The organism is Paucilactobacillus vaccinostercus DSM 20634, assembly GCF_001436295.1.
Lineage (GTDB): Bacteria > Bacillota > Bacilli > Lactobacillales > Lactobacillaceae > Paucilactobacillus > Paucilactobacillus vaccinostercus.
In genome coordinates this window covers 150,685-176,969 of sequence record NZ_AYYY01000063.1, presented here as the reverse complement: position 1 = coordinate 176,969, position 26,285 = coordinate 150,685, and the positions used below count along the sequence as shown (strand labels likewise).

General features: G+C 43.5%; 22 protein-coding genes, 3 tRNA genes and 1 other RNA gene. 3 read left to right on the top strand and 23 right to left on the bottom strand.

Going from position 1 to position 26,285, the window contains the following annotated elements; translation table 11 throughout:
* Positions 1 to 2 precede the first annotated feature (2 nt).
* The 6 genes from FC26_RS11325 to FC26_RS11300 form a co-directional block, all read right to left on the bottom strand.
* Positions 3 to 1,832: an ABC transporter ATP-binding protein gene (locus FC26_RS11325; protein ID WP_057780773.1), complete on the bottom strand. Its 1,830-nt coding sequence runs from the start codon at positions 1,830 to 1,832 to the stop codon at positions 3 to 5.
* Positions 1,825 to 3,567 (bottom strand): ABC transporter ATP-binding protein, encoded by a 1,743-nt coding sequence (locus FC26_RS11320; protein ID WP_057780770.1) that lies wholly within the window; start codon positions 3,565 to 3,567, stop codon positions 1,825 to 1,827. Before FC26_RS11320 ends, FC26_RS11325 begins: the two co-directional genes overlap by 8 nt.
* A complete protein-coding gene (locus FC26_RS11315; RefSeq protein WP_057780767.1) occupies positions 3,564 to 4,019 on the bottom strand; it encodes a MarR family winged helix-turn-helix transcriptional regulator in 456 nt (151 codons plus the stop codon). Before FC26_RS11315 ends, FC26_RS11320 begins: the two co-directional genes overlap by 4 nt.
* Before the next feature lie 136 nt (positions 4,020 to 4,155).
* Positions 4,156 to 5,190: a branched-chain amino acid aminotransferase gene (locus FC26_RS11310; RefSeq protein WP_057780764.1), complete on the bottom strand. Its 1,035-nt coding sequence runs from the start codon at positions 5,188 to 5,190 to the stop codon at positions 4,156 to 4,158.
* Between the two features lie 395 nt (positions 5,191 to 5,585).
* Positions 5,586 to 5,658 (bottom strand) — tRNA-Glu (locus tag FC26_RS11305).
* Between the two features lie 46 nt (positions 5,659 to 5,704).
* Complete coding sequence (locus tag FC26_RS11300) at positions 5,705 to 6,034, bottom strand: hypothetical protein (RefSeq protein ID WP_057780761.1); 330 nt, start codon at positions 6,032 to 6,034, stop codon at positions 5,705 to 5,707.
* Between the two features lie 150 nt (positions 6,035 to 6,184).
* Here FC26_RS11300 and FC26_RS11295 point away from each other — a divergent pair.
* Positions 6,185 to 6,257, top strand: a tRNA-Gln gene (locus tag FC26_RS11295).
* 277 nt (positions 6,258 to 6,534) lie between these two features.
* On the opposite strand, the gene FC26_RS11290 is transcribed toward FC26_RS11295, so the two are convergent.
* Entirely contained in the window at positions 6,535 to 6,915 is a 381-nt protein-coding gene (locus FC26_RS11290; RefSeq protein ID WP_157061207.1) for a hypothetical protein, read from the bottom strand.
* Between the two features lie 699 nt (positions 6,916 to 7,614).
* Here FC26_RS11290 and FC26_RS11285 point away from each other — a divergent pair.
* Positions 7,615 to 8,937: an MFS transporter gene (locus FC26_RS11285; RefSeq protein WP_057780754.1), complete on the top strand. Its 1,323-nt coding sequence runs from the start codon at positions 7,615 to 7,617 to the stop codon at positions 8,935 to 8,937.
* A gap of 44 nt (positions 8,938 to 8,981) precedes the next feature.
* Here the strand turns inward: FC26_RS11285 and crcB are convergent, their stop codons facing one another.
* The 13 genes from crcB to FC26_RS11225 form a co-directional block, all read right to left on the bottom strand.
* Positions 8,982 to 9,332, bottom strand: coding sequence for a fluoride efflux transporter CrcB (crcB, locus tag FC26_RS11280; protein ID WP_057780751.1), 351 nt, complete (start codon positions 9,330 to 9,332; stop codon positions 8,982 to 8,984).
* Positions 9,325 to 9,711 (bottom strand): fluoride efflux transporter FluC, encoded by a 387-nt coding sequence (locus FC26_RS11275; protein WP_057780747.1) that lies wholly within the window; start codon positions 9,709 to 9,711, stop codon positions 9,325 to 9,327. Before FC26_RS11275 ends, crcB begins: the two co-directional genes overlap by 8 nt.
* Before the next feature lie 106 nt (positions 9,712 to 9,817).
* Positions 9,818 to 11,080, bottom strand: coding sequence for an NADP-dependent isocitrate dehydrogenase (gene icd / locus FC26_RS11270; protein WP_057780744.1), 1,263 nt, complete (start codon positions 11,078 to 11,080; stop codon positions 9,818 to 9,820).
* Entirely contained in the window at positions 11,077 to 12,183 is a 1,107-nt protein-coding gene (locus tag FC26_RS11265; RefSeq protein ID WP_057780741.1) for a citrate/2-methylcitrate synthase, read from the bottom strand. Before FC26_RS11265 ends, icd begins: the two co-directional genes overlap by 4 nt.
* Before the next feature lie 25 nt (positions 12,184 to 12,208).
* Positions 12,209 to 14,845, bottom strand: coding sequence for an aconitate hydratase AcnA (gene acnA, locus FC26_RS11260; protein WP_057780738.1), 2,637 nt, complete (start codon positions 14,843 to 14,845; stop codon positions 12,209 to 12,211).
* Between the two features lie 300 nt (positions 14,846 to 15,145).
* Positions 15,146 to 16,495 carry a glucose-6-phosphate isomerase gene (locus FC26_RS11255; RefSeq protein WP_057780735.1) on the bottom strand — a complete coding sequence of 450 codons (1,350 nt, stop codon included), beginning with the start codon at positions 16,493 to 16,495 and terminating at the stop codon, positions 15,146 to 15,148.
* 161 nt (positions 16,496 to 16,656) lie between these two features.
* Positions 16,657 to 18,162: a sensor histidine kinase gene (locus tag FC26_RS11250; protein WP_057780732.1), complete on the bottom strand. Its 1,506-nt coding sequence runs from the start codon at positions 18,160 to 18,162 to the stop codon at positions 16,657 to 16,659.
* Positions 18,159 to 18,881, bottom strand: a complete 723-nt coding sequence (locus FC26_RS11245; protein ID WP_057780731.1) for a response regulator transcription factor — start codon at positions 18,879 to 18,881, stop codon at positions 18,159 to 18,161. The genes FC26_RS11250 and FC26_RS11245 overlap by 4 nt, the downstream gene beginning before the upstream one ends.
* Positions 18,882 to 19,040: 159 nt before the next feature.
* Complete coding sequence (locus FC26_RS11240) at positions 19,041 to 19,985, bottom strand: alpha/beta hydrolase (RefSeq protein WP_057780727.1); 945 nt, start codon at positions 19,983 to 19,985, stop codon at positions 19,041 to 19,043.
* Positions 19,986 to 20,161: 176 nt separating this feature from the next.
* Positions 20,162 to 20,534, bottom strand: a transfer-messenger RNA (tmRNA) gene (ssrA, locus tag FC26_RS12615).
* Between the two features lie 108 nt (positions 20,535 to 20,642).
* Positions 20,643 to 21,236, bottom strand: a complete 594-nt coding sequence (gene apf / locus FC26_RS11235; protein WP_057780724.1) for an aggregation-promoting factor — start codon at positions 21,234 to 21,236, stop codon at positions 20,643 to 20,645.
* A 129-nt stretch (positions 21,237 to 21,365) separates the two neighbouring features.
* Complete coding sequence (locus tag FC26_RS11230) at positions 21,366 to 22,163, bottom strand: Cof-type HAD-IIB family hydrolase (RefSeq protein WP_057780721.1); 798 nt, start codon at positions 22,161 to 22,163, stop codon at positions 21,366 to 21,368.
* A 99-nt stretch (positions 22,164 to 22,262) separates the two neighbouring features.
* Positions 22,263 to 22,733, bottom strand: a complete 471-nt coding sequence (locus FC26_RS11225) for a MarR family winged helix-turn-helix transcriptional regulator (RefSeq protein ID WP_235809513.1) — start codon at positions 22,731 to 22,733, stop codon at positions 22,263 to 22,265.
* 111 nt (positions 22,734 to 22,844) lie between these two features.
* Here FC26_RS11225 and FC26_RS11220 point away from each other — a divergent pair, with 111 nt between their 5' ends.
* A complete protein-coding gene (locus FC26_RS11220) occupies positions 22,845 to 23,660 on the top strand; it encodes a LicD family protein (protein WP_057780715.1) in 816 nt (271 codons plus the stop codon).
* A gap of 49 nt (positions 23,661 to 23,709) precedes the next feature.
* On the opposite strand, the gene FC26_RS11215 is transcribed toward FC26_RS11220, so the two are convergent.
* The 3 genes from FC26_RS11215 to FC26_RS11205 form a co-directional block, all read right to left on the bottom strand.
* Positions 23,710 to 24,177: a universal stress protein gene (locus FC26_RS11215; RefSeq protein WP_057780712.1), complete on the bottom strand. Its 468-nt coding sequence runs from the start codon at positions 24,175 to 24,177 to the stop codon at positions 23,710 to 23,712.
* Between the two features lie 7 nt (positions 24,178 to 24,184).
* Positions 24,185 to 26,047 (bottom strand): acyltransferase family protein, encoded by a 1,863-nt coding sequence (locus tag FC26_RS11210; protein WP_057780709.1) that lies wholly within the window; start codon positions 26,045 to 26,047, stop codon positions 24,185 to 24,187.
* A 130-nt stretch (positions 26,048 to 26,177) separates the two neighbouring features.
* A tRNA-Asn gene (locus FC26_RS11205) sits at positions 26,178 to 26,249 on the bottom strand.
* Positions 26,250 to 26,285: the final 36 nt, after the last annotated feature.

Below are 26,285 nucleotides of genomic sequence, written 5' to 3'. Positions count from 1 at the left end.
TCCTAAATTTCATTGCCTAAAAATTGACTATTGTAAAGATCCGCATAGAACCCATCTTGAGCCATCAGCTCTTCATGATTACCGGTTTCAACAATCTGCCCATGATCCATTACAATAATTTTTTCGGCATTTCGAATGGTAGAGAGCCGGTGTGCCACCACAAAGCTGGTTCGGTTACGTTGTAGATGACTCATCGCTGACTGAATCAGGGACTCCGTTCGTGTATCAACCGAGCTTGTCGCTTCATCTAAAATTAAAATCTCAGGATCCGCAACAAATGCCCGTGCAATTGTCAGCAATTGCCGTTGTCCCTGCGAAATATTAGACGCAGATTCATCGAGAACAGTCTGATACCCATCTGGCAGCTGTCGAATAAAGCTGTCAGCATGCGCATCCCGAGCTGCCTGACACACTTCTTCCTCTGTCGCAGTTTCTCTTCCGTACTTGATGTTATCGTAAATTGTTCCGGTAAACAACCACGTATCCTGCAATACCATCGCAAAATGCTGTCGAACCGCCTCTCGACTCATATTCCGCGTTTCTTGACCATCGAGGTAGATATGTCCGCCTTGAATATCATAAAATCGTTCCAACAGATTAATAATGGTTGTCTTACCAGCCCCCGTCGGCCCGACAATTGCCACCATATGATTTTGCTGGGCGTTCAGACTAAAGTCTTTAATTAATGGCGTTTCATCGTAACTAAAAGCCACCTGGTCAAAGACAATCTTATTTTCCTGAACAGCTTGCTGTTCAAATTGTTGCGTCCCATCAATCATCTCCGGTTCGTCTAATACACTAAAAATCCGTTCGGCCGATGCGATCGTCGCCTGAATGGTATTAGTAAGGTTGGCAATCTGGGTGATTGGCTGAGAAAACTGATTCGTATACTGCAAGAAAGCCTGAACGTTCCCGAGCGTGATTTGTCCGTGTGCCACCTGAATTGTTCCGAGAACGGCCACCAACAAGTAACCGATATTTTTAATGAAATTCATCATGGGAAAAATCAGGGTTGAAAAGAACTGGGCCTTCCAAGAGGCTTTGTAGTAAACCGCATTTTGTTGTTCAAATTCATCAACCGCATCTTGTTCATGGTTAAACGTCCGAACAACGGTATGGCCGGCATAGGTTTCTTCAACCTGATCATTAATTTTTCCCAACGTTGCCTGTTGCCGGGCAAAGAGCTTTTGGGAATGCGGTGCAATGACCCCCACCACTAACAAACTCAGTGGAATAATGACTAATGAAACCAATGTTAACTTCCAACTGATCGTCAGCATAATATACAGCACACCGAAAAACGTTAACAAGCTCGTCACAATTTGAATCAAACTTTGTTGCAACGTCCCCGCAATATTATCCATATCGTTAACAGCACGACTCATGATATCACCGTTAGAATGCGTATCATAATAGCTGACCGGAACCCGCTGCATTTTCGCCTTAAAGTCCTTCCGTAACTGATAAACAACTCGTTGTGAAATACGAGTCATCACGACCTGCTGCACCACGCTGAACAGCGCGGAAAATCCATACAGTAACGCCACAACGATCATAATATGAATGATTTTATCAAAGTCAATCGGTAACTTGGAGACATGCAGCCCCATCTTCATTTCCCGGTAGCCCTTCATCACCCCGCTAAAGATTTCAGTCGTTGCCTTCCCAAGAATCTTAGGTGCATTGATCGACAAAATAACCGAAGCGCCCGCCAAGATAACGGACAATACAATTCCTGGAATCCATTTATTCATATAACGAAAGAGACGAGCAGTCGTTTTCCAAAAGTTATGTGGCGTATCAACGACACCCTTTGGTCCATGATTATGCATGTGCGCCATCTCCTTCCTGAATTTGTGATTCAATAATTTGCCGATATGTGGCATTGGTTGCTTTCAACTCTTGGTGGGTACCTTGGCCGACCACTTGACCGTCTTCCAGAACCAAAATTAAATCAGCATCTGCGACCGTTGAAACCCGCTGTGCAACAATCACGGTCACAGCCTGTTGAACCTGCTGATCTTGTTTCAATGCCAACCGTAATTGGGCATCCGTCTTAAAATCAAGTGCAGAAAATGAATCATCGAAAACATAAATACTAGCAGGCTTGATGATCGTTCGTGCGATTGCTAGACGCTGGCGCTGACCACCAGAGAAGTTCCCGCCATTTTGCTCAACAACCGCGTCTAGTCCACCACTTTCCTCGACAAACGTTTTGGCCTGTGCAATTTCAAGTGCTCGCCACATCACCTCATCCGTTGCCTGTTCATACCCGTACTGCAAATTCGATCTAATGGTTCCTTTAAACAGCACCGCTTTTTGCTGCGTAATTGAAATCAGGTCGTGCAAATCATGCTGTGCGACTTGGTCAATCGATCGACCATTGACTAAAATCTCCCCTTGATCATGATTAAACAGTCGCGGAATTAAATTAACTAATGTTGATTTACCAGATCCGGTTCCGCCGATGATCGCTACCGTTTGTCCAGCATGTGCTGCAAAATTAACTGCCGTTAGCGCATTTTTTTCGGCGCCACGGTACTTGAAGGCGACATCCTTAAAAGTTAGTGATGCCGGCTGCGTTGCGTCAAACTGCTGTTGCTGTTCAACCGGAACATCGCTCACCGAGCTTGGGCGAGTCAAAACTTCATTAATCCGTGCTGCAGAAGCAGACGCCCGCGGGACAAACACGAAGACCATCGAAAGCATCATAAAGCTCATCAAAATTTGAGTAGCATACGTCATGAAAGCAACCAAATTACCAACCTGCATTTGCATATCGGCAATTAAGTGCCCGCCTAGCCAAATAATGCCAATGTTCGTACCACTTAAAATCAGGGTCATCACTGGAAACATAAATGAAACCAGCGTATAGGCCTTCATCGCCGTTTTCGTATAATCTTGGTTAGCACCATCGAAGCGATCCTGTTCAAATTGATCCTGATTGAAGGCACGGATTACCCGGACCCCCGTTAACCCTTCACGAAACACCAAGTTAATCCGATCGGTTTTCTTCTGAATACTTTTAAAGAGTGGCACCGCGAAATACATAATCACAATCACACAAATTGCCAGAATTGGCAGTGAAATTAAGAAGACCTTTGTCAACCGTGCTTCCCGGTTAAACGCCAGTACACCAGCCGCAATCAGCATAATCGGCGATTGGAGCATCATCCGTAAAATGGTAACCATCACATTTTGAATTTGGACAATATCGTTGGTCGTTCGAGTAATTAGCGATGCATCGCCAAAATCAGTGAACTCACGACTAGCAAAGTTAACTACCTTGCTAAACATTTGTGAACGTAGCTTTTGGCCCACCTTCATCGCTTGAGTCGATGCAAAATAGACGTTTCCGCCAGCCGCAACTAACCCAATGACCGACACCAGCATCATCTTAATTCCTTGCTGCCAAATATAGGCGGTGTCATTTTTGGCAATTCCCTTATCAATTAGATCTGACGTAATTGTTGGCAGATATAAATCACAGCTCACCTGGACCAACAGAAAAGCGACGGCTAAGGTCACCGCCCACCAGACTAAATTTTTGCGTGCAATTTTTATCATTGACCATCGCCTGCTTTCTTAATTTGTTGCTGTAACGATTGAGACATTTTTTGCAAGATCGTCGTCATCGTTTGGATCTCACTTCCCGACAAGCTCCCAAACATCGTTGCTTCAATCTCTCGGCGAACTTGAATATTTTGCCGTACGATTTGTTGCCCCTTCTCAGTAATCGATACCCGCACCACCCGTCGATCATTTTGATCTCGGGACCGAACGATCAACTGATCACGTTCCAATTTTTCAAGTAGATCCGTTAACGAAGCTGGGCGGATGTTGAGCCATTGGGCGAGTTCTTTTTGCGCAACATCGTTATGCTTCATTAACATGCCTAAAACATGCCCTTGACCATGATGAATCCCATGTTGAGACTTCATTTTAACGAGGCTCATTCGCCTCATCGTTTGCATCAGATGAAACATCTCCTGCGATAAATCACTATATTCATCGTTCATAATTGACTCCTTTACATAAACACTTAGGTACCTAACGGTTTCTTAACTTACACTTTTACTTACAAAAAGTCAATCATATAAAAAAGCGTGCATCTTGAGGAAGATACACGCTTTGAGCCGAGTGCAATTTACTTGGCTATTTAACTTTATAAATCCAGCCTTCGGGAGCTTCAATATCACCAAATTGGATCCCGGTAAGTTCATTGTATAGTTTTTGAGTAATTGGACCGACCTCAGTCTCACTGTAAAAGACATGCAAGTCATCCTTGTACTCAATGCCACCAATTGGTGCAATTACGGCTGCGGTTCCCATCGCACCAGCTTCCTTGAACCGATCAAGATCATCGATAAAGACATCGCCTTCTTCTGTTTCCAGACCCAGTCGATTTTTTGCAAGAAACAGTAACGACCGCTTTGTGACACTTGGTAAAATAGAATCTGATTTTGGTGTTACAAATTTATCATCCTTAGTAATACCAAAGAAGTTTGCAGAACCGGCTTCTTCAATCTTAGTATGGGTTGCCGGATCGAGATAAACCACATCAGAGTAACCCGCTTTATGTGCTTCATCACCAGGAAGCAAGCTACTCCCGTAGTTACCACCCACTTTGCTTTGCCCCGTACCATGAGGCGCAGCACGGTCATAATATGAAGTCGTAAAGTTTGTCGGCTTAACGCCACCCTTGTAGTAGGCCCCAACCGGCATTGCAAAGATCGTAAAGATATATTCAGGTGCAGCGTGAACCCCAATGGTACCACCAACACCAATCATGAGTGGTCGGAGATAAAGCGTGCCACCAGTACCATAAGGTGGTACAAAGTCTTCATTTGCTTTAACCACTTGCATTGCTGCATCAATAAAACGATCAGCCGGCATCGTTGGCATTAACAGCCGCTTACAACTGTTTTGCATCCGTTGGGCGTTTTGATCGGGCCGGAACAATTGAATTTCGTTATTCTTTGTCCGGTAAGCCTTCAATCCTTCAAAATCTGCTTGCCCATAGTGGAGTGCTGTCGCACCCTCACTAATATGTAGTGTTGAGTCTTCTGTCAGCTCGCCTTCATCCCACTGGCCGTCTTTCCAATGAGCTAAGTAGCGAAATGGTAAGTCCATGTATTCAAAACCTAAGTTCTTCCAATCAATCGTTGACGGTTCTGGTGCTTTTGTCATAAATGATGCCTCCAAAGAAATATGTATTGAACTCTCACAATTCTAACGAGAATTTAATAAAAGTCTAGTCACATTAGGAGAAGATGTCAAGTAAGTTTTCAAAAAAATGGACATGATACTAATGGTGCTATTTCAAGCCCGTTGTATAATTTAAATTTTACATATTTCGCTTAATATCTTCTCATTTTTTGAAAACTTTCCCAACAGCTTACTTTTAATCAGGTTTAGCATTCTATTGTCAACATCTTTGATTTCTTTTCAATTAGGGCGACTTAGTCGTAATCTGAGGCCCAGCTCGCCATTGATATAATCTGTCAACATGGACCAATGACTTGCTATATCAAGCTTTAAAGGATAAAAAAAGAGCTACCAGAAAACATCTGGTAGCTTGAATATCACCCGCACGGGGATCGAACCCGTAACTCCGCCTTGAGAGGGCGACGTCTTAACCAATTTGACCAGCGGGCAAAAATACAATAAATAGTATATCGATAATAGGAGACAGTGTCAAGAATTATTCGAAAGATAATTCAACTAAGTAACGTCCCTTAGCGACCAAGTGCGACGTTGTCACCCACACATCATGGTAGTTAGGAATCTCCTGCTTTGTCATGTCATAAAAGAAATCCAATAACTCCCCATTTTTTGCGACAAAATCAACACTCAAGCGGTTAACCATTAACTTTTGATCGGGAAAATAGATATCCGCGTCCGCGACCTTAAATGTATCTGGAACACTTAGTGTAATGACATTACCATACCGGAGAGGTTCAGCCGTAAATAGCTCAGGTTGGGATTGCATATGCGTCAGTAGATAGTAAATTGAATCAGAATTACTTGCCATTTTGTACTTCCTCCTTAATTCTCTCCCTGTCATTGTACCAAATTAGACTTATTTTGGATAATTTATTATTTTTTCAAAAAGAATGGTTGAATCTGGTCGAATGATTTTGTATAATTATTATCGTTCGTTAGCGATAGCGAAGAAAATCATTGGGCATTCGCCAAATTGGTAAGGCAGCGGACTCTGAATCCGTAATTTACTGGTTCGAGCCCAGTATGCCCAATTGTAAGTTGATCTCGGAGCCTTTTGGCTAGTGATCGACTTTTTTTATTTAGTCGTTATATATATTTTAAGAATGTTTTACTTGTAATTTTATAATTATTGGTATAACATCTCTTACAATAATCATAACTGCTTTCTCCCAGTTTGGTTATGTTAATTGAGTTTGTCTTAAGCCATCTTGCCAATGATATTTTATATTTTTGGAATATTGTTTAAGAAGTACTATCCTATACCCCTAATAGCGAAAAAACGATCCCCATTCAACTGAGGATCGTTTTTTAGTATCCAATTGTAAGTAAAGCACCCTCATGTAGTAACGAGACCAGCGACTGAGTACTGCTGAGTTCGAGGTGTAGTGACAGCATAACCGGCACCGAGACAATGGGAATGATGATCAATGTCATCAGGGAAAACCAACCCAGTCGGTTTTCGGCAGCCTCTTGCGGACCGATCGTTCTATCGAAGGTCGGCGCCATCAACTGCGGTAAAGCAACGATTCCGCGCTCAATTGCGTTGAATATTGCATGAACGACCGCCCAAGTCCCAACAACCAAATAGATGTTAAACCATTTATTGCCGACGACGGTTGGTGAAGTTAATAGGTCCGGACGTAACAGCCACAGCACAAAAATAACGACCAATACGCCAAGCGATATCATCGCCAACATCCATTTCTTTGTCATTGTTGATTTTGCAACCCGCTCCATTATCCGACACCCTCTCACCGTTAGAATGTCCAAAATTATAGCATAAATATTTTGACGATTAAACAATAAAAATAAGACTTTTTTATAAATGAAAACATTGTGAAAACTTATTCGTATCCGTTTTCACTGCTTCTTTCATTTGTCTGGAAGCGGATTAAAACTAATAATATCAATTAATTCCATCCACCTAATTATGTCATTATTTTTATTTCCACCACAAAATGTATTCCCTTTAGTGCAGCAAAAAATATTTTTTACACAAACTAGTCTTGCTCACGTTTCATCAAGTTAGTCGACACAGAAACATTAGATTTTTTTCATTTTCTAATTATTTTGCCATTTACAAATCTTACTTTCAGGCGTATGCTAACGACATCAAATTGATGTTAGGAGTCCTGATAAATGAATTTAACCAGCGTACAAGTTAACATTATTATCGACCATACAATTACCAAGTGTGGGCGATAGTTTTGATTGTCCGCACTTCTCCGCGGACAGCGTTGGTTTCGCCAAGAGCTGTTTTGTTGCTCTTGGCTTTTTTATTTGTCTAAATCACTAACATCACCCTCTAGGAGGCGAGGATCGCAAATCATCGATCAGTTTTTTATTGTACTTAATACCAACGGCATACATAATTGAGGAGTGAATTATATGGAAACAGTTACACCTACAACATTACATACGAGTCAAACAACCAAACTCAAGCGAGATTCCGTTAAAACCGTCATCCTAGCATCTATGATTGGGACCGCGGTTGAATTTTACGATTTTTACGCCTATGGGACCGCGGCAGCTGCCTACTTTCCCAAAGTCTTTTTTCCAACTATGACCCCCGCAATTGCGGTGTTACTTAGTTTGCTGACCTTTGGTGTTTCATTTGTCGCCCGACCGTTAGGATCCTTTGTCTTTGGTCATTTTGGTGACAAAATCGGTCGAAAAAAAACGTTACTAGTTTCACTAGTTCTCATGGGATTTTCAACTGTCCTCATTGGCTTTCTTCCCGGTTACGCGACTCTCGGCTTTTCAGCCGTCCTACTCCTTTGCCTTTGTCGCTTCGTACAAGGAATCGGTCTTGGCGGTGAATGGTCCGGCGCCGTACTAGTCGCCACAGAAAACGCGCCCAAAAGAAAACGCGCGCCCTATGGATCATTTCCAGAACTCGGTGCACCATTGGGCTTTTTCCTCTGCAATGGCCTGTTCTTCGTCTTGGAATCATTCTTAACCCCCGCACAAATGCTAAGCTTTGGTTGGCGAATTCCTTTTCTAGCCTCGTTCGTGATGGTTGCCATCGGCCTATGGGTTCGTGAAAAAATGCAGGAAACACCGCTTTTCCGACTAGCACAAGAAAAACAGCAAGTTACAAAATCACCATTGAAAGATGTCTTTAGAACTAGCTGGCGTCAAATTCTCAAAGGAACCTTTATCGTTTCGGTAACCTATACCCTTTTCTATACCCTCTCGACTTGGTCATTGACCTATGCAACAACCACCTTAGGCTTCTCTAATCGTGCTTATCTCTTACTACTCATGACCGCAATCGTTGTTTTTGCCGCCATGATCTTAGCATCATCATACTTGGCTGATTTCTGGGGTCGCAAAAAGATGCTCATGACCATTTCCGCTGCGCTCGTCGTCTTTTCGTTTGCCTTCCCTTACCTCCTCAGTGGTCAGCATAACACTGGTGGGGCACTCACATTTCTCGTGATTGGCTTTTTCCTAATGGGCTTCATTTACGGACCTGTCGGGGCCTTACTTCCCGAACTCTTTTCCACCAAGGTTCGCTACTCGGGGTCGGCACTCGCATACAACCTCGCAGCAATTATCGGTGCAGCCTTTGCGCCAACAATCGCTACTTGGCTCGCCGATACTTGGGGTGTCAAGTATGTTGGTCTCTACCTTGGTGTAATGGCCGTCTTTTCCTTCGTTGCCTTAGCACTGACCAAAGAAACGAAAAATATTGACTATACTAAGTAAATTTAAAACGGATGTTGCATCTTCTTCATGCAACATCCGTTTTTTTATAACCAGTATCCGCCCGCCAGTAGAATGCACCCACCAACATACGTCGCAAAAACGTAGTAAAACGCCAAACGATAGTAGTGTTGCTTAATTAACACCACCGTTTCCAGACTCAATGTTGAAAACGTTGTAAAGCCACCACAAAATCCAATTCCCAGAAGCGCATACCAGCCAGTGGTTGCATTAAAATGACTTGCCACTACCCCCAAAATCAGGGCTCCCAGCCAGTTAATCAGCAGGGTGGCCACTGGAAACGTACTGGCACGCTGCTGCTTGATCCACTTAGTCGTATCATAACGGGCAATGGCACCAAGAGCAGCGCCACCGCCAACTAACACGCCACTAATCATCGATTGAAGCCTCCCGTCTTTGATTCGAGCCTAACCACATTCCTGCGGCCGCCATCAAGGTTCCACCGATAATACTACTTACTATGTATGTTAATGCCAACCACCAATGCTGACTCAAAATAAGATGGTAAACATCCAGTGTCAACGTTGAGAATGTTGTGAACGCGCCAATCATCCCCGTTCCAAGTGCTAGGCTCAGAGCCGCCGGAATTTTCAACCGCCGCACGATATTGCCAGACATCCAGGCCAACAAAAAGCTTCCCACTAAGTTGATCAAGAGTGTTGTCAGCGGCCACTGACCAGTTGGTAGTAACTGACCCACCAGCCATCTCAAAACGCCACCCACAATTGCAAACAGGCCAATTAATAATTCGTCCATCTTTTCCCTTCTTTCCTAATCCCATCAGTCTATCACAACTCCTCTCAGAAAACACACCCAGAAAGCGCGCCACCAACTATCGGTGACGCGCTTTTTAGATTGTTCATTATAGATGATTAGCAACGTAGTCACCAAACCCGCTGGTTGACAGGATGGTCGCTGTGTCGTCGGTTGCGAAATCTTCTGTCACGTGATGACGCTTAATTGCGGATTGGATTCCCTGTCGAATCAGTGTCGCGACCTCTGACCAGCCGATGTAGTCGAACATCATCGCACCAGATAAAATAATCGAAGTTGGGTTTAATCGATTCTGCCCCGCAAACTGCGGTGCCGTACCATGAGTGGCCTCAAAGATTGCATGGCCGGTTTCATAATTGATGTTACCACCAGGTGCAATCCCAATTCCGCCAACTTGAGCTGCCAATGCATCTGAAATATAGTCACCATTCAAGTTCATTGTTGCAACAACCTCAAAGTTTTCTGGTCGCAACAACGCCTGTTGAAAGAAATTATCGGTAATCACATCGTTCACGATTACTTTCCCCGCTTGTTTGGCGTTAGCTAAGGCCTGATCTGCTGCATCAGCACCGGAATTTTGTGCGATCTGCTCATACTGTGGTGTTGTAAATACTTGTTCTGCATACTGATTCTCGAGAAAGTCATACCCCCATTTTTTGAAACTACCCTCGGTCTTTTTCATGATGTTGCCTTTATGAACTAGCGTCAGGGTATGGCGCTGATGGTTCAGGGTATGTTCAATGGCCGCCTTCACCAACCGCTTCGTCCCCTCACTCGAAATTGGCTTGATCGCAAATGCCGCGGTCTCGGGGAAGCGCACCTTCTCGAGTTGTCCCTGAGATGCAAGTAACTGCTTAATTGCCTGAGCTGCTGGCGTTCCCACATCCGCTTCAATTCCCGCATAGATATCCTCAGTATTTTCACGAAACACGTCGATATTGACCCGTTCAGGATGAATCACCGGTGATGGCGTGCCTTCGTAATAATTGACTGGCCGGAAACATGCGTATAGGTCCAATTTCTGCCGCAGCGTCACGTTAATTGAGCGATGTCCCTCACCGATGGGCGTTGTCAGTGGTCCCTTAATGGCAACCAGATCCTCTTTTAATACCCGTAGTGTATCATCCGGAAGCCACTGGCCCGTTTCCTTAAATGCAACCTCTCCTGCCAACAGCGACTGCCAGCTAACACGTCGCGCCCCCTGATACGCCTTTTGAACTGCCGCATCAAATACTTTCTGGGCTGCTTGCCAAATTTCCGGTCCAATACCATCCCCCTGAATGTAGGGAATCATGGGATTGTCTGGTACCATCATCTTCCCGTTGACCTTCGTAATCTTCTCCGCTGTCATTTTTTTTGATTCTCCTTCTCATGTCCTGGATAGTGCCGACCAGTCGGTCCCACATACTCTGACGATGGCCGAATGAGGCATCCATCACTTTGTTGTTCCATAATGTGTGCCAACCATCCCGCCGTTCGACAAGCCGCAAACATTGTCGTAAATGTTGACTTATCCAACCCCAAACAATGGTAAATTAATGCCGTATAGTAATCTACATTGGGATGCAGATGTGTTTTTTCAAACATGTAATCCCGAATTTGCTCTTGGAGGTTGAAATACACCGAATTATTGGTCTCGTCTGCAATCTGTTCTGCAATTCCGCGTAAAATTTTGGCGCGGGGATCACCATCCTTATAAATTCGATGACCAAATCCCATGATTTTTTTACCGGCCGCAATTCGCTTGTTGACATAGTCAATGGGCTTTTGTCCGGTATGACGAATCTCTTCTAACATCTTGAAAACTTGCTCGTTAGCACCACCATGCAAGGGGCCCTTGAGTGCACAAACGGCCGCAGTTAAACAAGAATAATAATCCGCTTGCGTGGATGCCACGACACGTCCGGTGAAGGTGGATGCGTTAAATTCATGATCCGCATGCAACACCATCACCGTATTGAACATGCTGACCTGACTCGGTGTTGGGCGTTTGCCCGTAAATAAATACATGAAGTTTTCCACAACGCCCCATTGTGGATTAACCTTCATCAGCTCCTGATTGTCCCGCAAGCGGATGATTGCGGCAATCGCAGTTAACATCTTCGATAAAATTTTGAGTGGCTGATCTCGTCTAACATCATTATGGGTGGTCCCGAGCAACGATACCGTCGTTCGTAAAATACTCATTGGGTGTTGGGGCTCCAGCGCCACATACTTCATTAACCGAATTGTTTCATCCGGTAATTTCATTTCATCAACCAACTGGTGGCGCACCTCTTTGAGCTGTGATTCAGTTGGCAATTTCTTATGCCACAGCAAGTATACGACTTCTTCAAACGGCGCATCCTTGAGTTCATTAATTGGGTAGCCGGCATAGGTGAGAATTGCGTCCTTGGTTGAGCTAATTTTAGTCTCAGAAATGACGACCCCTGCCAGTCCTTCTGGTAATTTCATTCATACACCTCCTCGTACTGTTCACCTAAGCATTCAACTTATCATCCACAATTAACGGTAGGATTCCACCATGCTCGTAATAGGTCCAGTCAATCGGGGTATCGAAACGCACCCGCGTATCAAACTTAACCTGTCGCGTAGCAGTCGTTGCAGTCACGTGCGCGATCTGCTTATCCAACTGAATCGTATACGTTTCGGTTCCATCTAGCCCGATTGTGGCTGCCGTTTCTCCTGGCAAATATTCTAGGGGAATAATGCCCATCATGGCCAAATTAGACCGGTGGATTCGCTCAAAGCTCTCGGCAATAATAACCTTCACCCCGAGCAACTTAACCCCCTTGGCGGCCCAATCACGAGACGATCCCATCCCGTAATCTTTGCCGGCTAAAATAAGCAAGGGTGTCTGGTCATGCAGATATTCACGTGAGGCTTCAAAAATTGTCGTGGGCTCGTTTGTTGGTAAGTAAGTCGTGAATCCACCCGTGGTTCCAGGTGCTAATTCGTTTTTGAGACGGATATTGGCCAGGGTACCACGCATCATAACCTCATGATTTCCCCGTCGCGATCCGTAGGAATTAAAGTCCCGCACTGCAATTCCATGATCTTGTAGATATTTTCCAGCAGGGGTCTTAGACCCAATGAACCCAGCCGGCGAAATATGATCAGTAGTAATTGAATCTCCCACTTTCGCCAATACTCGAATCCCTTGAATCTCCTCTGGTTGTTGATCTGCCGTTTCAAAGAACGGCGGTGACGCAATGTACGTAGATGCAGTATCCCAATCGTACGTGGCAGACGTTGGTGCTTCCAATTGATTCCAAGTTTCATTTTGTTGGAAAATCTGTTGGTAATTTTCAGAGAATTGTTTGGGTGACAGGTACTGACGCGTTAAATCAGCAATCAAATCGTCTGAGGGCCACAAATCCTTCATGTATACCGGTTGTCCGTCACGCCCCGTTCCAACGGGTTCGGTCGTCAAGTCGATGTCACAGGTTCCCGCCAGCGCATAAACCACGACCAATGGTGGCGAAGCCAAGTACGTATCCTTCACGAGTGGATTAACCCGTCCTTCGAAGTTTCGATTACCACTTTCTACCGCCGCAATTGGATACGCATCTGCACTGAGTCGCGATTGAAGCTCTTCGAGAAGCTGCCCAGAGTTCCCAATACACGTCGTACAGCCATAGCCCACTAAGTTAAATCCAATTTCATCCAAATACTGCTGTAATCCAGCCGCCTTTAAATATTCCATGACGACTCGTGAGCCTGGTGCAAATGAGGTTTTAACATAGGCCGGTACCTTCAATCCCAATTCAACCGCTCTTTTGGCCACTAAAGCCGCTGCTAAAAGTACCTGAGGATTAGAAGTATTTGTACAACTCGTGATAGCGGCAATTCCAAGCGACCCCGGCCGTAACTCAAACGACTGCTCATTAACCATCACCGGGTAGGCCGGCATGTCGCGACGATCATCAAACTGCTGTGGCATTTGCGCTAATTTCACTAAATCCTGTGGTCGATTAGGTCCAGCCACACTACTTTCTACGGTGCCTAAATCTAGGGTTTCATACTCACTATACTGCCGTTGATCATCTTGACCAGACTCGTAAAATAAGTGGTTTTGATGCGCATATTGTTCAACCAACTCAATCAGTGCCGCTGGCCGATCAGTCAATTTTAAGTAGTCGAGTGTCTGCCGATCGATTGGAAAGAACCCACAGGTCGCACCATATTCTGGTGCCATATTAGCCACCGTTGCCCGATAAGCCAACGGTAAATGATCCAATCCCTCACCGTAGAATTCAACGAACTTTCCAACTACTTGATGTTGTCGCAGTAAATTCGTCAGCGTCAACGCTAAGTCAGTGGCGGTCACACCTGCTGCGAGACGGCCGGTTAATTTGACGCCAACAACCTTAGGAATTGGCATAAACGAATTTTCCCCAAGCATACTTGCTTCCGCTTCAATTCCGCCGACACCCCAGCCAAGCACACCGAGGCCGTTAATCATGGTGGTGTGCGAATCGGTTCCGACTAAGGTATCCGGAAAGGCTTCGAAGCTCCCATCACTTTGTTGCTTGGTCATTACGACCGTTGCCAAGCGTTCCAGATTCACCTGATGAATAATTCCGGTATCGGGCGGAATAACTGTTAAATTATCAAAACTATTCTGCGCCCACTTCAAAAATGTGTAACGTTCATGATTACGTTCAAACTCTTTTTGAACGTTAAACGCAAACGCCGTATCATCCCCTGATCGATCAACTTGAACAGAATGATCAATCACCAAATCTACTGGCACTTCGGGATTGATCGCCTGCACATCGCCACCCTTTTTAGCAATCGCATCGCGCATCGCCGCCAAGTCGACTAACGCGGGGACCCCGGTAAAATCTTGTAAAATTACCCGTTCGGGTTTGTAAGCCACGTCAGCATCGTGTTGGTCATCCCAGTGGACTAGCGCAGTAAGTTCATCACCTTGGGACTGATTGTGATTATGCCGTCGAACGGCTGCTTCTAGTAGGATGCGAATTGTATACGGAAACTTATCGACATCCACCTGATGCTGAGCTAAAAACTCGGCAATATCGGCAAATCGATAAGTCTGATGATTCAGTTGAAAACTATTTTCATACGTGGTATTCGTCAAATTTATCACCATCTTTCGCCTTAATTGAAACCCGATTTACATCTTCTAATTTTTCTCTCATTTAAATCGGAATAGTCTCAATCTAAAGCAAGTAAAGGGTTTCGTCAAGTTAGACGATGTAAACCAGTTGCATCTTTTCTAATTAAAATTTAATTATAGATTAGTTTTACAAACTTTTCTTAAGTGAAAATCCCCTCCAAGTTTATGAATCAACAATATCTCACATTTTCATGTCATCGTTATAAATTTTTTTATACTTTAACGCAAAAAAAGAGGAAGCCAGTGCTTCCTCTTTTGCCAAGTCTGATTTGACTAGTTCAATCGTGCCCGTAATTTATCACCAATTTCTTCGAATCCTGGTTTGCCCAATAGGCCAAACATATTGGTCTTGTAGGCTTCTACCCCTGGTTGGTTGAATGGATTAATACCATTTAAGTAGCCAGAAATACCAATCGCCACTTCAAAGAAGTAAATCAGGTATCCTAGTGTGAATTCATCTTGTTGTGGAATATTAACAGTCATCACTGGTACACCACCGTCAACATGGGCCAAAACAACGGCTTGGTACGCCTTGGCATTAACAAAGTCCATTGTTTTTCCTTCTAGATATCCCAAACCATCGAGATCTGTGTCTTCACTTGGAATTTCAACATCGTGTACTGGTTGGCCCACTTTTACCACGGTCTCCATCAAATTCCGCTGACCTTCTTGAATATATTGCCCTAGCGAATGTAAATCGGTTGAGAAGTTCGCAGATGATGGGTAAATGCCCTTTTGATCCTTGCCTTCTGATTCACCGGCCAGTTGCTTCCACCATTCGGCAAACATTGTCATCGTTGGCTCGTAATTCTCTAACAATTCAGTTGTGTAGCCCTTCCGATATAAAATATTACGATAGGCCGCATACTGGTATGCTTCATTTTGACTCAAATCAGGATTACTGTAGTCATTTTCAGCCGCACGAGCACCAGCCATTAATTGATCGATATCGGCACCAGCCGCTGCAATTGGTAGTAATCCAACCGCAGTCAATACTGAGTAGCGCCCCCCAACACCGTCAGGAATTACAAAGGATTCGTATCCTTCAGCGTCTGCTTCCGTCTTTAACGCACCTTTTTGACGATCGGTTGTGGCGTAAATTCGTGTCTTCGCGCCAGCTTCCCCATATTTTTTAATTAACAATTGCTTGAAAATCCGGAAAGCAATTGATGGTTCAGTCGTGGTACCAGACTTCGAGATAACATTCACAGAAAAATCACGATCGCCAATCAAGTTGATCATGTCATAAACATATGATGAGCTCAGTGAATTACCTGCAAACAAAATTTGTGGCGCTGGACGATCCTCATCCTTTTGAGCTTGGAAGAAGGCCGTGTTTAAAAAGTCAATGGCTGCACGAGCTCCTAGATATGACCCCCCAATTCCGATGACAACCAAAACCTTTGAATCCGACTGAATTTTCGTAGCAGCCTTCTTGATCCGCGCAAATTCGTCCTTATCATAGTCGGTTGGGAGATGAAGCCAGTCGATATAATCGGCACCGGCACCCGTTCCCTGACGTAATTGATCGTCAGCGGCGTTCACCATTGCTTGAAGTTCGCCAAGTTCATTGTCATGAACGAACGTTTTTAAACTGCTACTATCAAATGAAATATGTGTCATCTATAAAACCTCTTTCTTTTCGAATAATTGGTATAGATATTATCAAATTTACAAGATTCGCCTTACAAAGTAATATTCTACCGCGGTTATTCAATTTTCACAACCGAAAACGGAACAAAAAAAGATAATTGGTATACTTAAATACCAACTATCCTTTAGAATTATTCAACACTTTGATGTTTTGCATGGTCCCGATCAGGGAAGAATACAGTAAACTTCGTCCCCTTACCAGATTCGCTATCGACCTTAATCGTCCCACCGTGCAAATCAACTAATTGATGCACGATTGCCAGACCAAGCCCCGATTCGCCATATTTGGTGTTCATCCGTGAACGATCTGCTTTATAGAACCGTTCCCAAATATTTTTAACCTGATCTTCTGTCATGCCAATTCCGGTATCTTGAATACTAAATTCACTTCCCGTATCGGTTTGACGACCGGTAACCGTAATCGTACCATTTTCCGTAAACTGGATGGCATTTTGAATAATATTAAACAAAATTTGAACAAAGCGATCGTAATCGGCATAGGTCATCACCGTCGACGGCGTTTCAATTTCAATTACGTCTCCCTGGGTTGCAGCCTTCTTTCCTAGTTGAGCACTCAAATTGTTCAACACATCAGCAGCATTAAAGACCTTCCGGGACATAGAAATTTGGTTCGTGCGAATTTTTTCATAATCTAAATTATCATTGACCAGCCGGATCAACCGTTTCGTATCATTTTGCATTAGCTTGATACTATTCGCCTTATCCTCTTCTGGAATTGCATCATAGGCTAAGCCCTCTAGCAGTCCGTTGATGGTCGTCAACGGCGTTCTCATCTCATGGGCAGCGTCCGCCATAAACTGGCGTCGACGCTCTTCTTGCCGCTTAATTTCTTCTTGAGATTCCTGCAACGAATCCGCCATTTTATTGAAATCAGTAGACAAATCACTCAGCTCATCGCTACCTTGGACAGCCAAATGCACATTATAGTTTCCCTGAGCAATCTGATGCGTTGCTGAGCGCATCTTATCAATTCGCCGAGTCGTCGAGCGGGCCAAAAGGTAACTCAAAACCAACGCGATCAACGATGAAATCACAAACGCAATCCATAGATTACTGCGAATTTGCTGCATATTTCCTTGAATATCGGACACAAACGATCCAATCGACACAACTGCAACTAATTTACCCTTGTAGAAGTACGGTCGCAAGACATCCGTCATTAATGGTCGACTACTACTCTTAGTCGAGCTTGATTTTTTCGGTTTTTGACTCGATTGCTGCTGATTGGTCGGTCGTGACAAGCGATCCTCCATCTTATGAATCGTCTTACCAGCCTTTAGCTTTTTCCAATCGGCACTGGTCAACACCGCAGAATAGTTTGAGCTGGAATAAATGACCTTGTCCTTGGCACTATAAATCGTAAAATGCACGTTTTGACGCTGTAACAGCTGGGCATTATTTTCAAGTGGCACGGTTGTGAATCCTTCAAACTGTTGCGTTGCGGTATCATAACGCATCGAATCTTCAATCAAGCTATCAGAATAACTCTGCAGTTGCTTCCAGGTGTTGGTGTAAAGCATTCGACTCGTTACGTTGATGAACAGCACACCAACAATCACAATTAAGGTTAAAATAACGGCAAAGAAACCTAACATTTGCCGATAAATTAGTTTCATTGTGTCACTCCATTGTCATCAAACTTGTAGCCAACACCCCACACAGTCTGAATCACCTGAGGACCCACTTTTTCGATCTTTTGACGGAGCTTTTTAATGTGCGCGTCAACCGTCCGTTCATCACCATAGTATTCGTAATCCCATACGAGTTGCAATAGTTGTTCACGTGAAAAGACTTGGCGGGGCTTTTGCGCTAAGGTCTTCAGTAAATCAAATTCCTTCGGCGTCAGATCTTGTACCTGTTGGTCATTCAGGTAAACCTCGCGCGTCTTAGTATTTAGTTTAAAGTGGTCAGTAATCACGTCAAACTGCTCGTCGTTATTTTCATCAGTGACGTTACCGATCGTATTCAGTTCACTCCGGCGGTACAGAGCTTTGATTCGTGCAATCAGAGTAATTGGACTAAATGGTTTGGTAACGTAGTCGTCAGCGCCCATTTCCAGCCCCAACACTTGGTCACTTTCCGAATCACGTGCAGTGAGCATAATAATGGGAACCGTTGGAGACAGGCGCCGTAGTTCTGCAGCCACCTGCATTCCGTCCATTTTAGGCAAGTTTAAGTCAAGGGTGACAATATCCCACCCTTTCACATCGTCTTGAAATTGTTGCACGGCTTCTTCACCGTCATACGCAAAGTGGGCGTCCCACTTTTCCTTCTTAAAAAACATGGCCATCATTTCTGAAACTGACTTATTATCTTCAACCATTAGTATTTTCATAAATTATGCTCCTCCCGAAAGCGGATTATCTAAGTTTTAGTATACGGCTTTTACGCCTCTTTTAATAGATCATTACTTTAACAATCATCATTTTACTAAACACTTATAATGATTTATTGATAAGAATGTGAAGAAAAAACGATCTTTACTTCGCCCGCTCTATTGTAATCGATAGGTCAAATTACGTTGAATAAACCGTGCAACATGGTCCCGATAATCTGCTGGATCGATCCAAAAACTCTCAGCATGGGTCGCGTTTTTGACAATCCACTTCTCTTTTGGCCCGCGCGTCGCGTCAAAGTTAGCTTCCACCATGTTAAGCGGCACATATGCATCCTTTTCACCGTGAATAAATAAAATCGGTCGATAATTATGGCGAAGCTGGTTAACTGATGACACCTTTTTTAGATTGAATCCTTGCCGATAAATGTTGATCGCACTGACTGCTGGTAAAAAAGGATATTTGGGTAAATGAAAAGTTTTCTTGAGTAAGTAACTCATCTCATCATCAATATTTGAGTAACCACAATCTGCAATGATACACCGCACTTGTTCTGGTAATGGTTCACCACTCAACATTTCCATCGTCGCCCCACCCATTGAAACACCAAACAAGACAATTCGAGCGTCTACGCCAGTTTCTTGAATCACCCGCTGAATCCAGTTTTGATAATCAAGTCGGTCTAACCAACCGAATGAAATGTACTCACCGCTTGAATGCCCGTGGGCCCGATCATCCGGTAGCAATACGTTAAAGCCTAGCTCATGAAACATGTTGGCATAGTTAGCCATAGTTTCACCATTGCCCTTATACCCATGAGCCACAATCACCGTATCCGTAGTTTCCTCTGCCGCCGGAATATAGGTGGCACTTAGTTTTAATGGCCGATCAAACGCCTCAATTTTCCAATTACGCGTTGGTTGTGTCTTGAGCCAGTTCACATAATGGTAGTATTGATCCGCATATTTTTGCTTCTCAGCCGAAGTTTCAGGAACCTCATCAACCCGATGAAATGCAAATTTATATAGTTTCTCTGCTGCTCCCATCGTTCCCGCAGCAACAAAAAGTGGCGCCATCAGGCCCATTGCAGTTTTCTTTTTCATTTTCGTCTCTCCTATAATGTTGCCAACATCATCATTTATAACTAATCATTCTACTATAAAAAGTTGATTACCGTCATTCAATCGTCTTCAGTATTACTAAAACATAATATTTGCACGCAAAAAAAAAGGATACCATCGCTGATATTCTTAACTGTGTCACCTACGTGACCCATTATAAATGGAGATGGCGGGATTTGAACCCGCGTCCAAGCATATCGCCATTCCAACCTCTACGCTCATATCTCAACTATTTAAGTTTCGCCAATCAAAACGCCGCTGATCAGGGCTTTCAAGATTCGCTAGTCCGATTAGTCTCTTCTGATTGCTCCTGACTGAAGCTCACAGCGTAAGTTCACTAAATTTAGGACCCAGTAACGAGCCGTGAACAAGCCCGGCTGGATCTACACCCGCTACTATTTAGGCAGCTAAAGCGTAAGAGTTGTTATTATTTTTTGCAGTTATAATTTAAACTGAGCGTTTTTACGAAGACGCAACCTTCGAAGCGCAGTTGAAACTCGACCTATACCTGTCGAATCCATAAACATCCCCATGTCTACAGCTGACATTGTAACATAACCACACCTAAAATACCCCATTTTCGCTCAAAAAAGGCTCCCCACTAATCGTGAGAAGCCTAGTTAATCTTTAATTTAAATTTTAGTACCAGCCATTAGCTACCCAGTGTGCTTTGGCAGATGACCATGAACCATAACGGCTCGTTACGTACTGGTTAGCAACCCGCTCTTGGTTAGCAGCAGAATAATCACCATGCAAGTAGCTGGCGCTCAATTGGTACTTACCAACGTACTGTCCGTTACGAGCACCGTAGTTTCCACCTGATTCGCGTCCGGCAATCCACGCCTTGGCAGAAGCATCCGAACCACTAGCAGCAGCTGTCGTACTCTGCGTTGTCGTGCTTTGAGTGGTGGTTGTTTGCGTGTTAGTTGTGGTAGTGGTAGGTGTTGAAGCAACTTCGGACTGTGTTGCTTGCTTGATCTCACCATTACTCTTGATCAATAATTTTTGACCAACATAAATCACATTAACATCATTAATTTTGTTTTGTTGCGCAAGGTCATTCACCTTGTTCACATCATGTGCGTAAGTCGTGGCAATTTCTGATAAAGTGTCGCCCGCTTTAACAGTATAAATTTCATCAGCGTTTGCTTGAACTGTAGTGGCAACAACGCCCAATGCTGCGGCTCCCAATGCTGTTGCTGAAATCTTCAGGATGTTCTTTTTAATATCCATAATTTATATATCCGCCCCTAATTTTTAATACTTCTTTTCTTATCAACGGTGCATATAATAACGCATAGATATTACTAATCTGTAACATAGAGATTTCTTTTTACATTAATTTTGTCATGTTGGTAACAATTAGAAATACTTTTCGATAAAATCTGCCACCCCATCGTCATCATTAGAAAGGGTTACATCGGTTCCAAGCGCCTTAATGTCTGGTTTACCATTGGCCATGACCACACCGACCTGCGCCGCTTGTAACATACCACTATCATTTTCAGCGTCGCCAAACGCCATCAAATTTTCGAATGTCCAACCATAATGTGCTAATAATGCTTTTAACCCTACCGCTTTATCCATATCATGATCTAAAAATTCAAGAATTTTAGGTTGCGAACGAACAATATGATATTGAGCTGCCATTGCCGGTGTAATTTCCTGAGTAACATGATCTAAAATCTCGGAATCAGTTGCCATGACCACTTTACTGTATGGTTGTTCCTTCAAATCTGCATACGATTTTGGAACAAAGGCAATGTTAGCGTTCAGCATTTTCTGATAGACCGACGGCGTCAAGTCAGTTAAGGGATAAACTTGTTCGAAATCAAGAACATCAAGCGGATATCCTCCTTGAACGCAAAAATCATGCAGTAACGCCAAATTGTCCTTATTCATTCCCTGCTTAGCCAATACTTGCCGATCTGGGTTCTGAATTACCAACGCACCATTAAACGTAATGGTGTAGTCGTCGGCACCGGTCAAGCCAAGCTGTTCAATATACTTCCAAATTGCATTAATTGGACGTCCCGTGCATAGCACAACTTTAATTCCCTGCGCTGAAAGTTGTTTAAGTACCCGTTCATTTCGAGCGCTAATTTTCTTATCTGTGGTCAGTAACGTACCATCTAAGTCAAGTGCAACCATTTTTATCATTGTCTGTCATCCTCCATGTACCTAAATTTAACATCATTTTTAGAATAAAAAAAGAGCTGTCACCAACTTTAGTTGGTCCGCAACTCTTCCTATCTTCCACTACTTTAATTCAGACGATGCCTGTTGTTCAATCTTATCTTGATTTACAATGCGCCGATCAAAATCTTCCAGAAAGTCTAAAAATTCCTGTGCTTTTTCTTCACCGAAAATTTGAACCCATCCCGTAAAACGATCAGTCACATCCTGACTAATTTCCGCTTCTACGCGCTTGCCTTCCTTCGTCAAATGAAGGAAGAGTCGGCGCCGATCATTGGGGTCGGCCCGCTGGTACACGTATTTGTGATTGAGTAACACTTTTATTTGTCGCGAAATGGCACTTCTCGTTACCTGTCTTTGTTCGGCAATATCCATCAACATAATCTTTTTTTGTGTCGCGATATCATGTAAAATTAAGTACTGTTCGAAAGATAAATAGTACTTCGCTGCTGGTTCAGAAATGAAACTGTCAAGAGACTTTAGCGTCGACATGTACAAACTGATTGCTCTGTTCAATAAATCATCAGAAGCCATTGTAATCACCTTTTTTCCGATCATCAAAATTTAGAATTGAACTCATTCACTATAGAATATGCTACACTTTAACCAATCTGTCAACTCATTAATATTTAGGGGCGTTAACTTTTGAATCTAAAACCAATCCATCAAATTGAACTTAACCTATTGGAAACTTTTATTATGCTTTGCCATCAGTATTCGCTTAACTATTTTCTAATCGGTGGCTCATTACTCGGGGCCGTGCGTCATCAAGGATTTATTCCCTGGGACGATGACTTAGATGTTGGCATGCCACGTGAAGATTACAATCGCTTTTTAAAAGTTGCACCAGTTGTGTTATCTCATAGTGCATATTTCCTTCAAACACCATTTACGGATCGTAATTACGGCCTTAGCTACGCCAAACTGATTGACACTGAAACCCAGATTGAAGAATACAATAATATGAACCATGCCAAAAAAGGCCTTTTTATCGATATTTTTCCCTTCGACCAAATTTCTCCATCGTCCGGTGAACGGACATCACAGATGGCTAAACTCAAACTCCTTGATGGTTCTATTCTGGTTCGCCTCGGATATCACATCGTTGAGACCCCACTTTCCCAGATGGCGCGTCCCTTAACGGTCAAACAATATAATGCCGTTCGAACGCTCAAGCATAAACGTGAAGCACTCATGCAAGCATTCAGTGCCCCGCACCAGTCCGATGCAGCATTTAAAAATCTGGCATCGCAATACGGCTACGATAAAGAAATTTTATCGGCTGAAGAAATGACTCATCTAACACCACACCTTTTCGAGCACTTAACCGTTAATATTCCGACAGCCTACGATGCCATTCTGACACGGATGTACGGCAACTACCAGCAGCTACCTAACGCAAATCAGCAAGTCCCGAAGCATTTTAAGCATGTCAGCATTAATAACAATCTATTATTTTAATGATTAAAAGAAGCCCCGGAGAAACCATCTCCGGAGCTTCTTTGCATTTCTAACGCACAACGATTACTGAACAAGGGGCATTTTGGGACATATAACTAGCCTGTGAACCAATAAAAATACTACTTTTATCTTGTGTTTCCGAACCGCACACCAACAAATCAGGTTGAAATTCAGGAATGATCTCACGCACAATCTGTTTCCCGGGTTTTCCCTCCCCTAAGAACCGACTCACATCATCCACCCCAAAATCTTGAGCCTTTTGAACATACGCATCCACCGCGGCCGCCATCTCTTGGCGTTCCTTTTCAAGCACATTAGGTTGTAAGCTGTCGTAGACGCTTAAATCGCCAGTTTCAAGGATCGTCACAATTCCTAATGGTACCTTATATGCATGTGCCAGTGTCACGGCATAACAAAATGCCTTTCGCGATGAACTAGAATCATCCTCATCAACCGCAACTAGGATCTTCTTAAACGTCATTGGTTGCACATCGAAATCAATCTCTGTTTTTTTCATTATCTCGCTACCTGTCTTTTAAAATTTGCGTCACAATTAGTCGTGTGTAATAGATATTTCCTTTATCACTGGGATGAACATTATCACTGGCAAACCAGCTCGTATGCCCCTTACTGTAACTGTACCAATCAATAACATGCACATTTTTGTGGGCTTGAGCAGTTTTTTGAATCGATTTATTGACCGTATTTTGCCAATTTTTAGTCGGAACATGGGCCGTGACCCAGTATAACTGCCGCTTACTGCCGACTGCCGACAAAATCTGTTGAATCGTTTGTTCACTTAAGGCCCCATTTGTTCCCAAGTTGATCACAACCACATCATTCAAATGCCCTTTGTTGGCAAGTTGCTTAATCAAGGCTGGTGCCTGATACCCCTGACGTCCCACCTCAGCATTCACGTATGCATTGGGCACAACCTCTTGTAAATCAGCAGCACCATCGGCCAATACCGAATCTCCAACTGCTGTTATTTTGAGTGTCTGCGCTTTCGTTGCTTGTTTCTTTGTCAATCCATACTTCTTTTCAATGGACTGCTTTTTACCGGATGGATTAGGTACCGGTTGACCCTTTTCAATTGCATCATTACGTGCTTTAACTTGCTTGGAACTCTTCTCAATCTGAGTCTGCACGTGATTAGGTTTGGGTGGTTGTGGCTTCAGGACCATTCCCACCACAAAAACGATACTAAATGCAGCGGTGATCGCCGCACCAAGCCATTTTTTCCAGCCAGCATTGCGATCAAATACATGCCTTACATCGGACATTGCATGGTGCCAATCATAGTGCAGCAAAGGTTGTTCAATCCAACGGTACGAGGCTTCACTAATCAGGAGAATAATAATTAATTCAGCCAACGCATTTAACACGGGATGGTCACCCATTGATCGAACGCGGGATTCATAAAAGACCATCACTGGGTACTGATAAACATAAATGCCATACGACCGTTGTCCAATCCATTTAAATACCGGATTGGTGAGCCAGTCGTTCATATGGCCTCCCGGATGAGCAATTACCGCCATTAAGATCATGGCGAACAGGGTAAACACAAACATGCCACCAAAATAGGTAAATGGCGCCTGCCCCTGCAATACAAAATATAACAACAAAACCATTGCCAGACAGACGATTCCCGTTACATCCAAAATGCGCGTCGAATTCTTCGAAATCTGGCTTTTTAAGCGATCTACCGGCCATACCATTGCCAACCACGCACCAAGAAAAATGGCAAAGCTCCGTGTATCACTACCATAGTAAGCACGATTAATATTAGTTGGATCATAAAAGACTGCCATTAGAATGGCTGAAAGGATGGCCAGTCCAAAGACAATTCCTTGAATCAATGATTTTCGTTTAACTAACATTACCAGTAGTAGTAGCAAAATGGGCCAAATTAAATAAAATTGGCCTTCGATACTCAGTGTCCACATATGCGTAAATGGCGACTCACCCGCAAATCGATCAAAATAGGATTGCCCATGACCGATCTCCCACCAATTATAAATCCACAGCAGGTTTGTTACGACAATACTTCTTAAATCCTTTAATAGCACCCGTTGAAACAACGTAATATACGTCGTACTCAATACCAACATCGCAATGAGCACCGGATACAAACGTCGTAATCGTTTCAAATAAAACTTAATCAGGTGGATTGTTCCCGTTCGTTGAACTTCTTTCATTAAACTGCCAGTAATTAAATACCCAGTGAGCAGTAAAAAAATCGGAACCCCGAGATAGCCTCCCTGAAGGGTTGCCGGTAGTAAATGATACACAATTACCCCAATCACTGCGAGTGAACGTAACCCGTCGAATCCGGTAATATAGCGTCTTTTTCCCAACTGCTGCTCCTCAAATGATGGATGCATTCTTGCTCCCCCTAAAAAATAATTCCGCTTCATTATACTTCACTTTTACAGGGATTAGTAGCAAAAAGAGCACCGTCATCATTGCTGATTAGCGCACAAAAAAACACTCTATTTCTAAAGTGTTTGCTAGCTGCCCCGGTAGGGTTCGAACCTACGACCTCTTGATTAACAGTCAATTATTCTACCACTGAACTACGGGGCAATACTATTAAATTATAAAACAGGTGCTCTCACACCG

Bases quoted from the DNA above. Each gene is read 5' to 3' on its own strand.
- FC26_RS11325 (WP_057780773.1), bottom strand. From the start codon at position 1,832: ATGCATAATCATGGACCAAAGGGTGTCGTTGATACGCCACATAACTTT.
- FC26_RS11320 (WP_057780770.1), bottom strand. From the start codon at position 3,567: ATGATAAAAATTGCACGCAAAAATTTAGTCTGGTGGGCGGTGACCTTA.
- FC26_RS11315 (WP_057780767.1), bottom strand. From the start codon at position 4,019: ATGAACGATGAATATAGTGATTTATCGCAGGAGATGTTTCATCTGATG.
- FC26_RS11310 (WP_057780764.1), bottom strand. From the start codon at position 5,190: ATGACAAAAGCACCAGAACCGTCAACGATTGATTGGAAGAACTTAGGT.
- FC26_RS11300 (WP_057780761.1), bottom strand. From the start codon at position 6,034: ATGGCAAGTAATTCTGATTCAATTTACTATCTACTGACGCATATGCAA.
- FC26_RS11290 (WP_157061207.1), bottom strand. From the start codon at position 6,915: ATGATATCGCTTGGCGTATTGGTCGTTATTTTTGTGCTGTGGCTGTTA.
- FC26_RS11285 (WP_057780754.1), top strand. From the start codon at position 7,615: ATGGAAACAGTTACACCTACAACATTACATACGAGTCAAACAACCAAA.
- crcB (WP_057780751.1), bottom strand. From the start codon at position 9,332: ATGATTAGTGGCGTGTTAGTTGGCGGTGGCGCTGCTCTTGGTGCCATT.
- FC26_RS11275 (WP_057780747.1), bottom strand. From the start codon at position 9,711: ATGGACGAATTATTAATTGGCCTGTTTGCAATTGTGGGTGGCGTTTTG.
- icd (WP_057780744.1), bottom strand. From the start codon at position 11,080: ATGACAGCGGAGAAGATTACGAAGGTCAACGGGAAGATGATGGTACCA.
- FC26_RS11265 (WP_057780741.1), bottom strand. From the start codon at position 12,183: ATGAAATTACCAGAAGGACTGGCAGGGGTCGTCATTTCTGAGACTAAA.
- acnA (WP_057780738.1), bottom strand. From the start codon at position 14,845: ATGGTGATAAATTTGACGAATACCACGTATGAAAATAGTTTTCAACTG.
- FC26_RS11255 (WP_057780735.1), bottom strand. From the start codon at position 16,495: ATGACACATATTTCATTTGATAGTAGCAGTTTAAAAACGTTCGTTCAT.
- FC26_RS11250 (WP_057780732.1), bottom strand. From the start codon at position 18,162: ATGAAACTAATTTATCGGCAAATGTTAGGTTTCTTTGCCGTTATTTTA.
- FC26_RS11245 (WP_057780731.1), bottom strand. From the start codon at position 18,881: ATGAAAATACTAATGGTTGAAGATAATAAGTCAGTTTCAGAAATGATG.
- FC26_RS11240 (WP_057780727.1), bottom strand. From the start codon at position 19,985: ATGAAAAAGAAAACTGCAATGGGCCTGATGGCGCCACTTTTTGTTGCT.
- apf (WP_057780724.1), bottom strand. From the start codon at position 21,236: ATGGATATTAAAAAGAACATCCTGAAGATTTCAGCAACAGCATTGGGA.
- FC26_RS11230 (WP_057780721.1), bottom strand. From the start codon at position 22,163: ATGATAAAAATGGTTGCACTTGACTTAGATGGTACGTTACTGACCACA.
- FC26_RS11225 (WP_235809513.1), bottom strand. From the start codon at position 22,733: ATGGCTTCTGATGATTTATTGAACAGAGCAATCAGTTTGTACATGTCG.
- FC26_RS11215 (WP_057780712.1), bottom strand. From the start codon at position 24,177: ATGAAAAAAACAGAGATTGATTTCGATGTGCAACCAATGACGTTTAAG.
- FC26_RS11210 (WP_057780709.1), bottom strand. From the start codon at position 26,047: ATGCATCCATCATTTGAGGAGCAGCAGTTGGGAAAAAGACGCTATATT.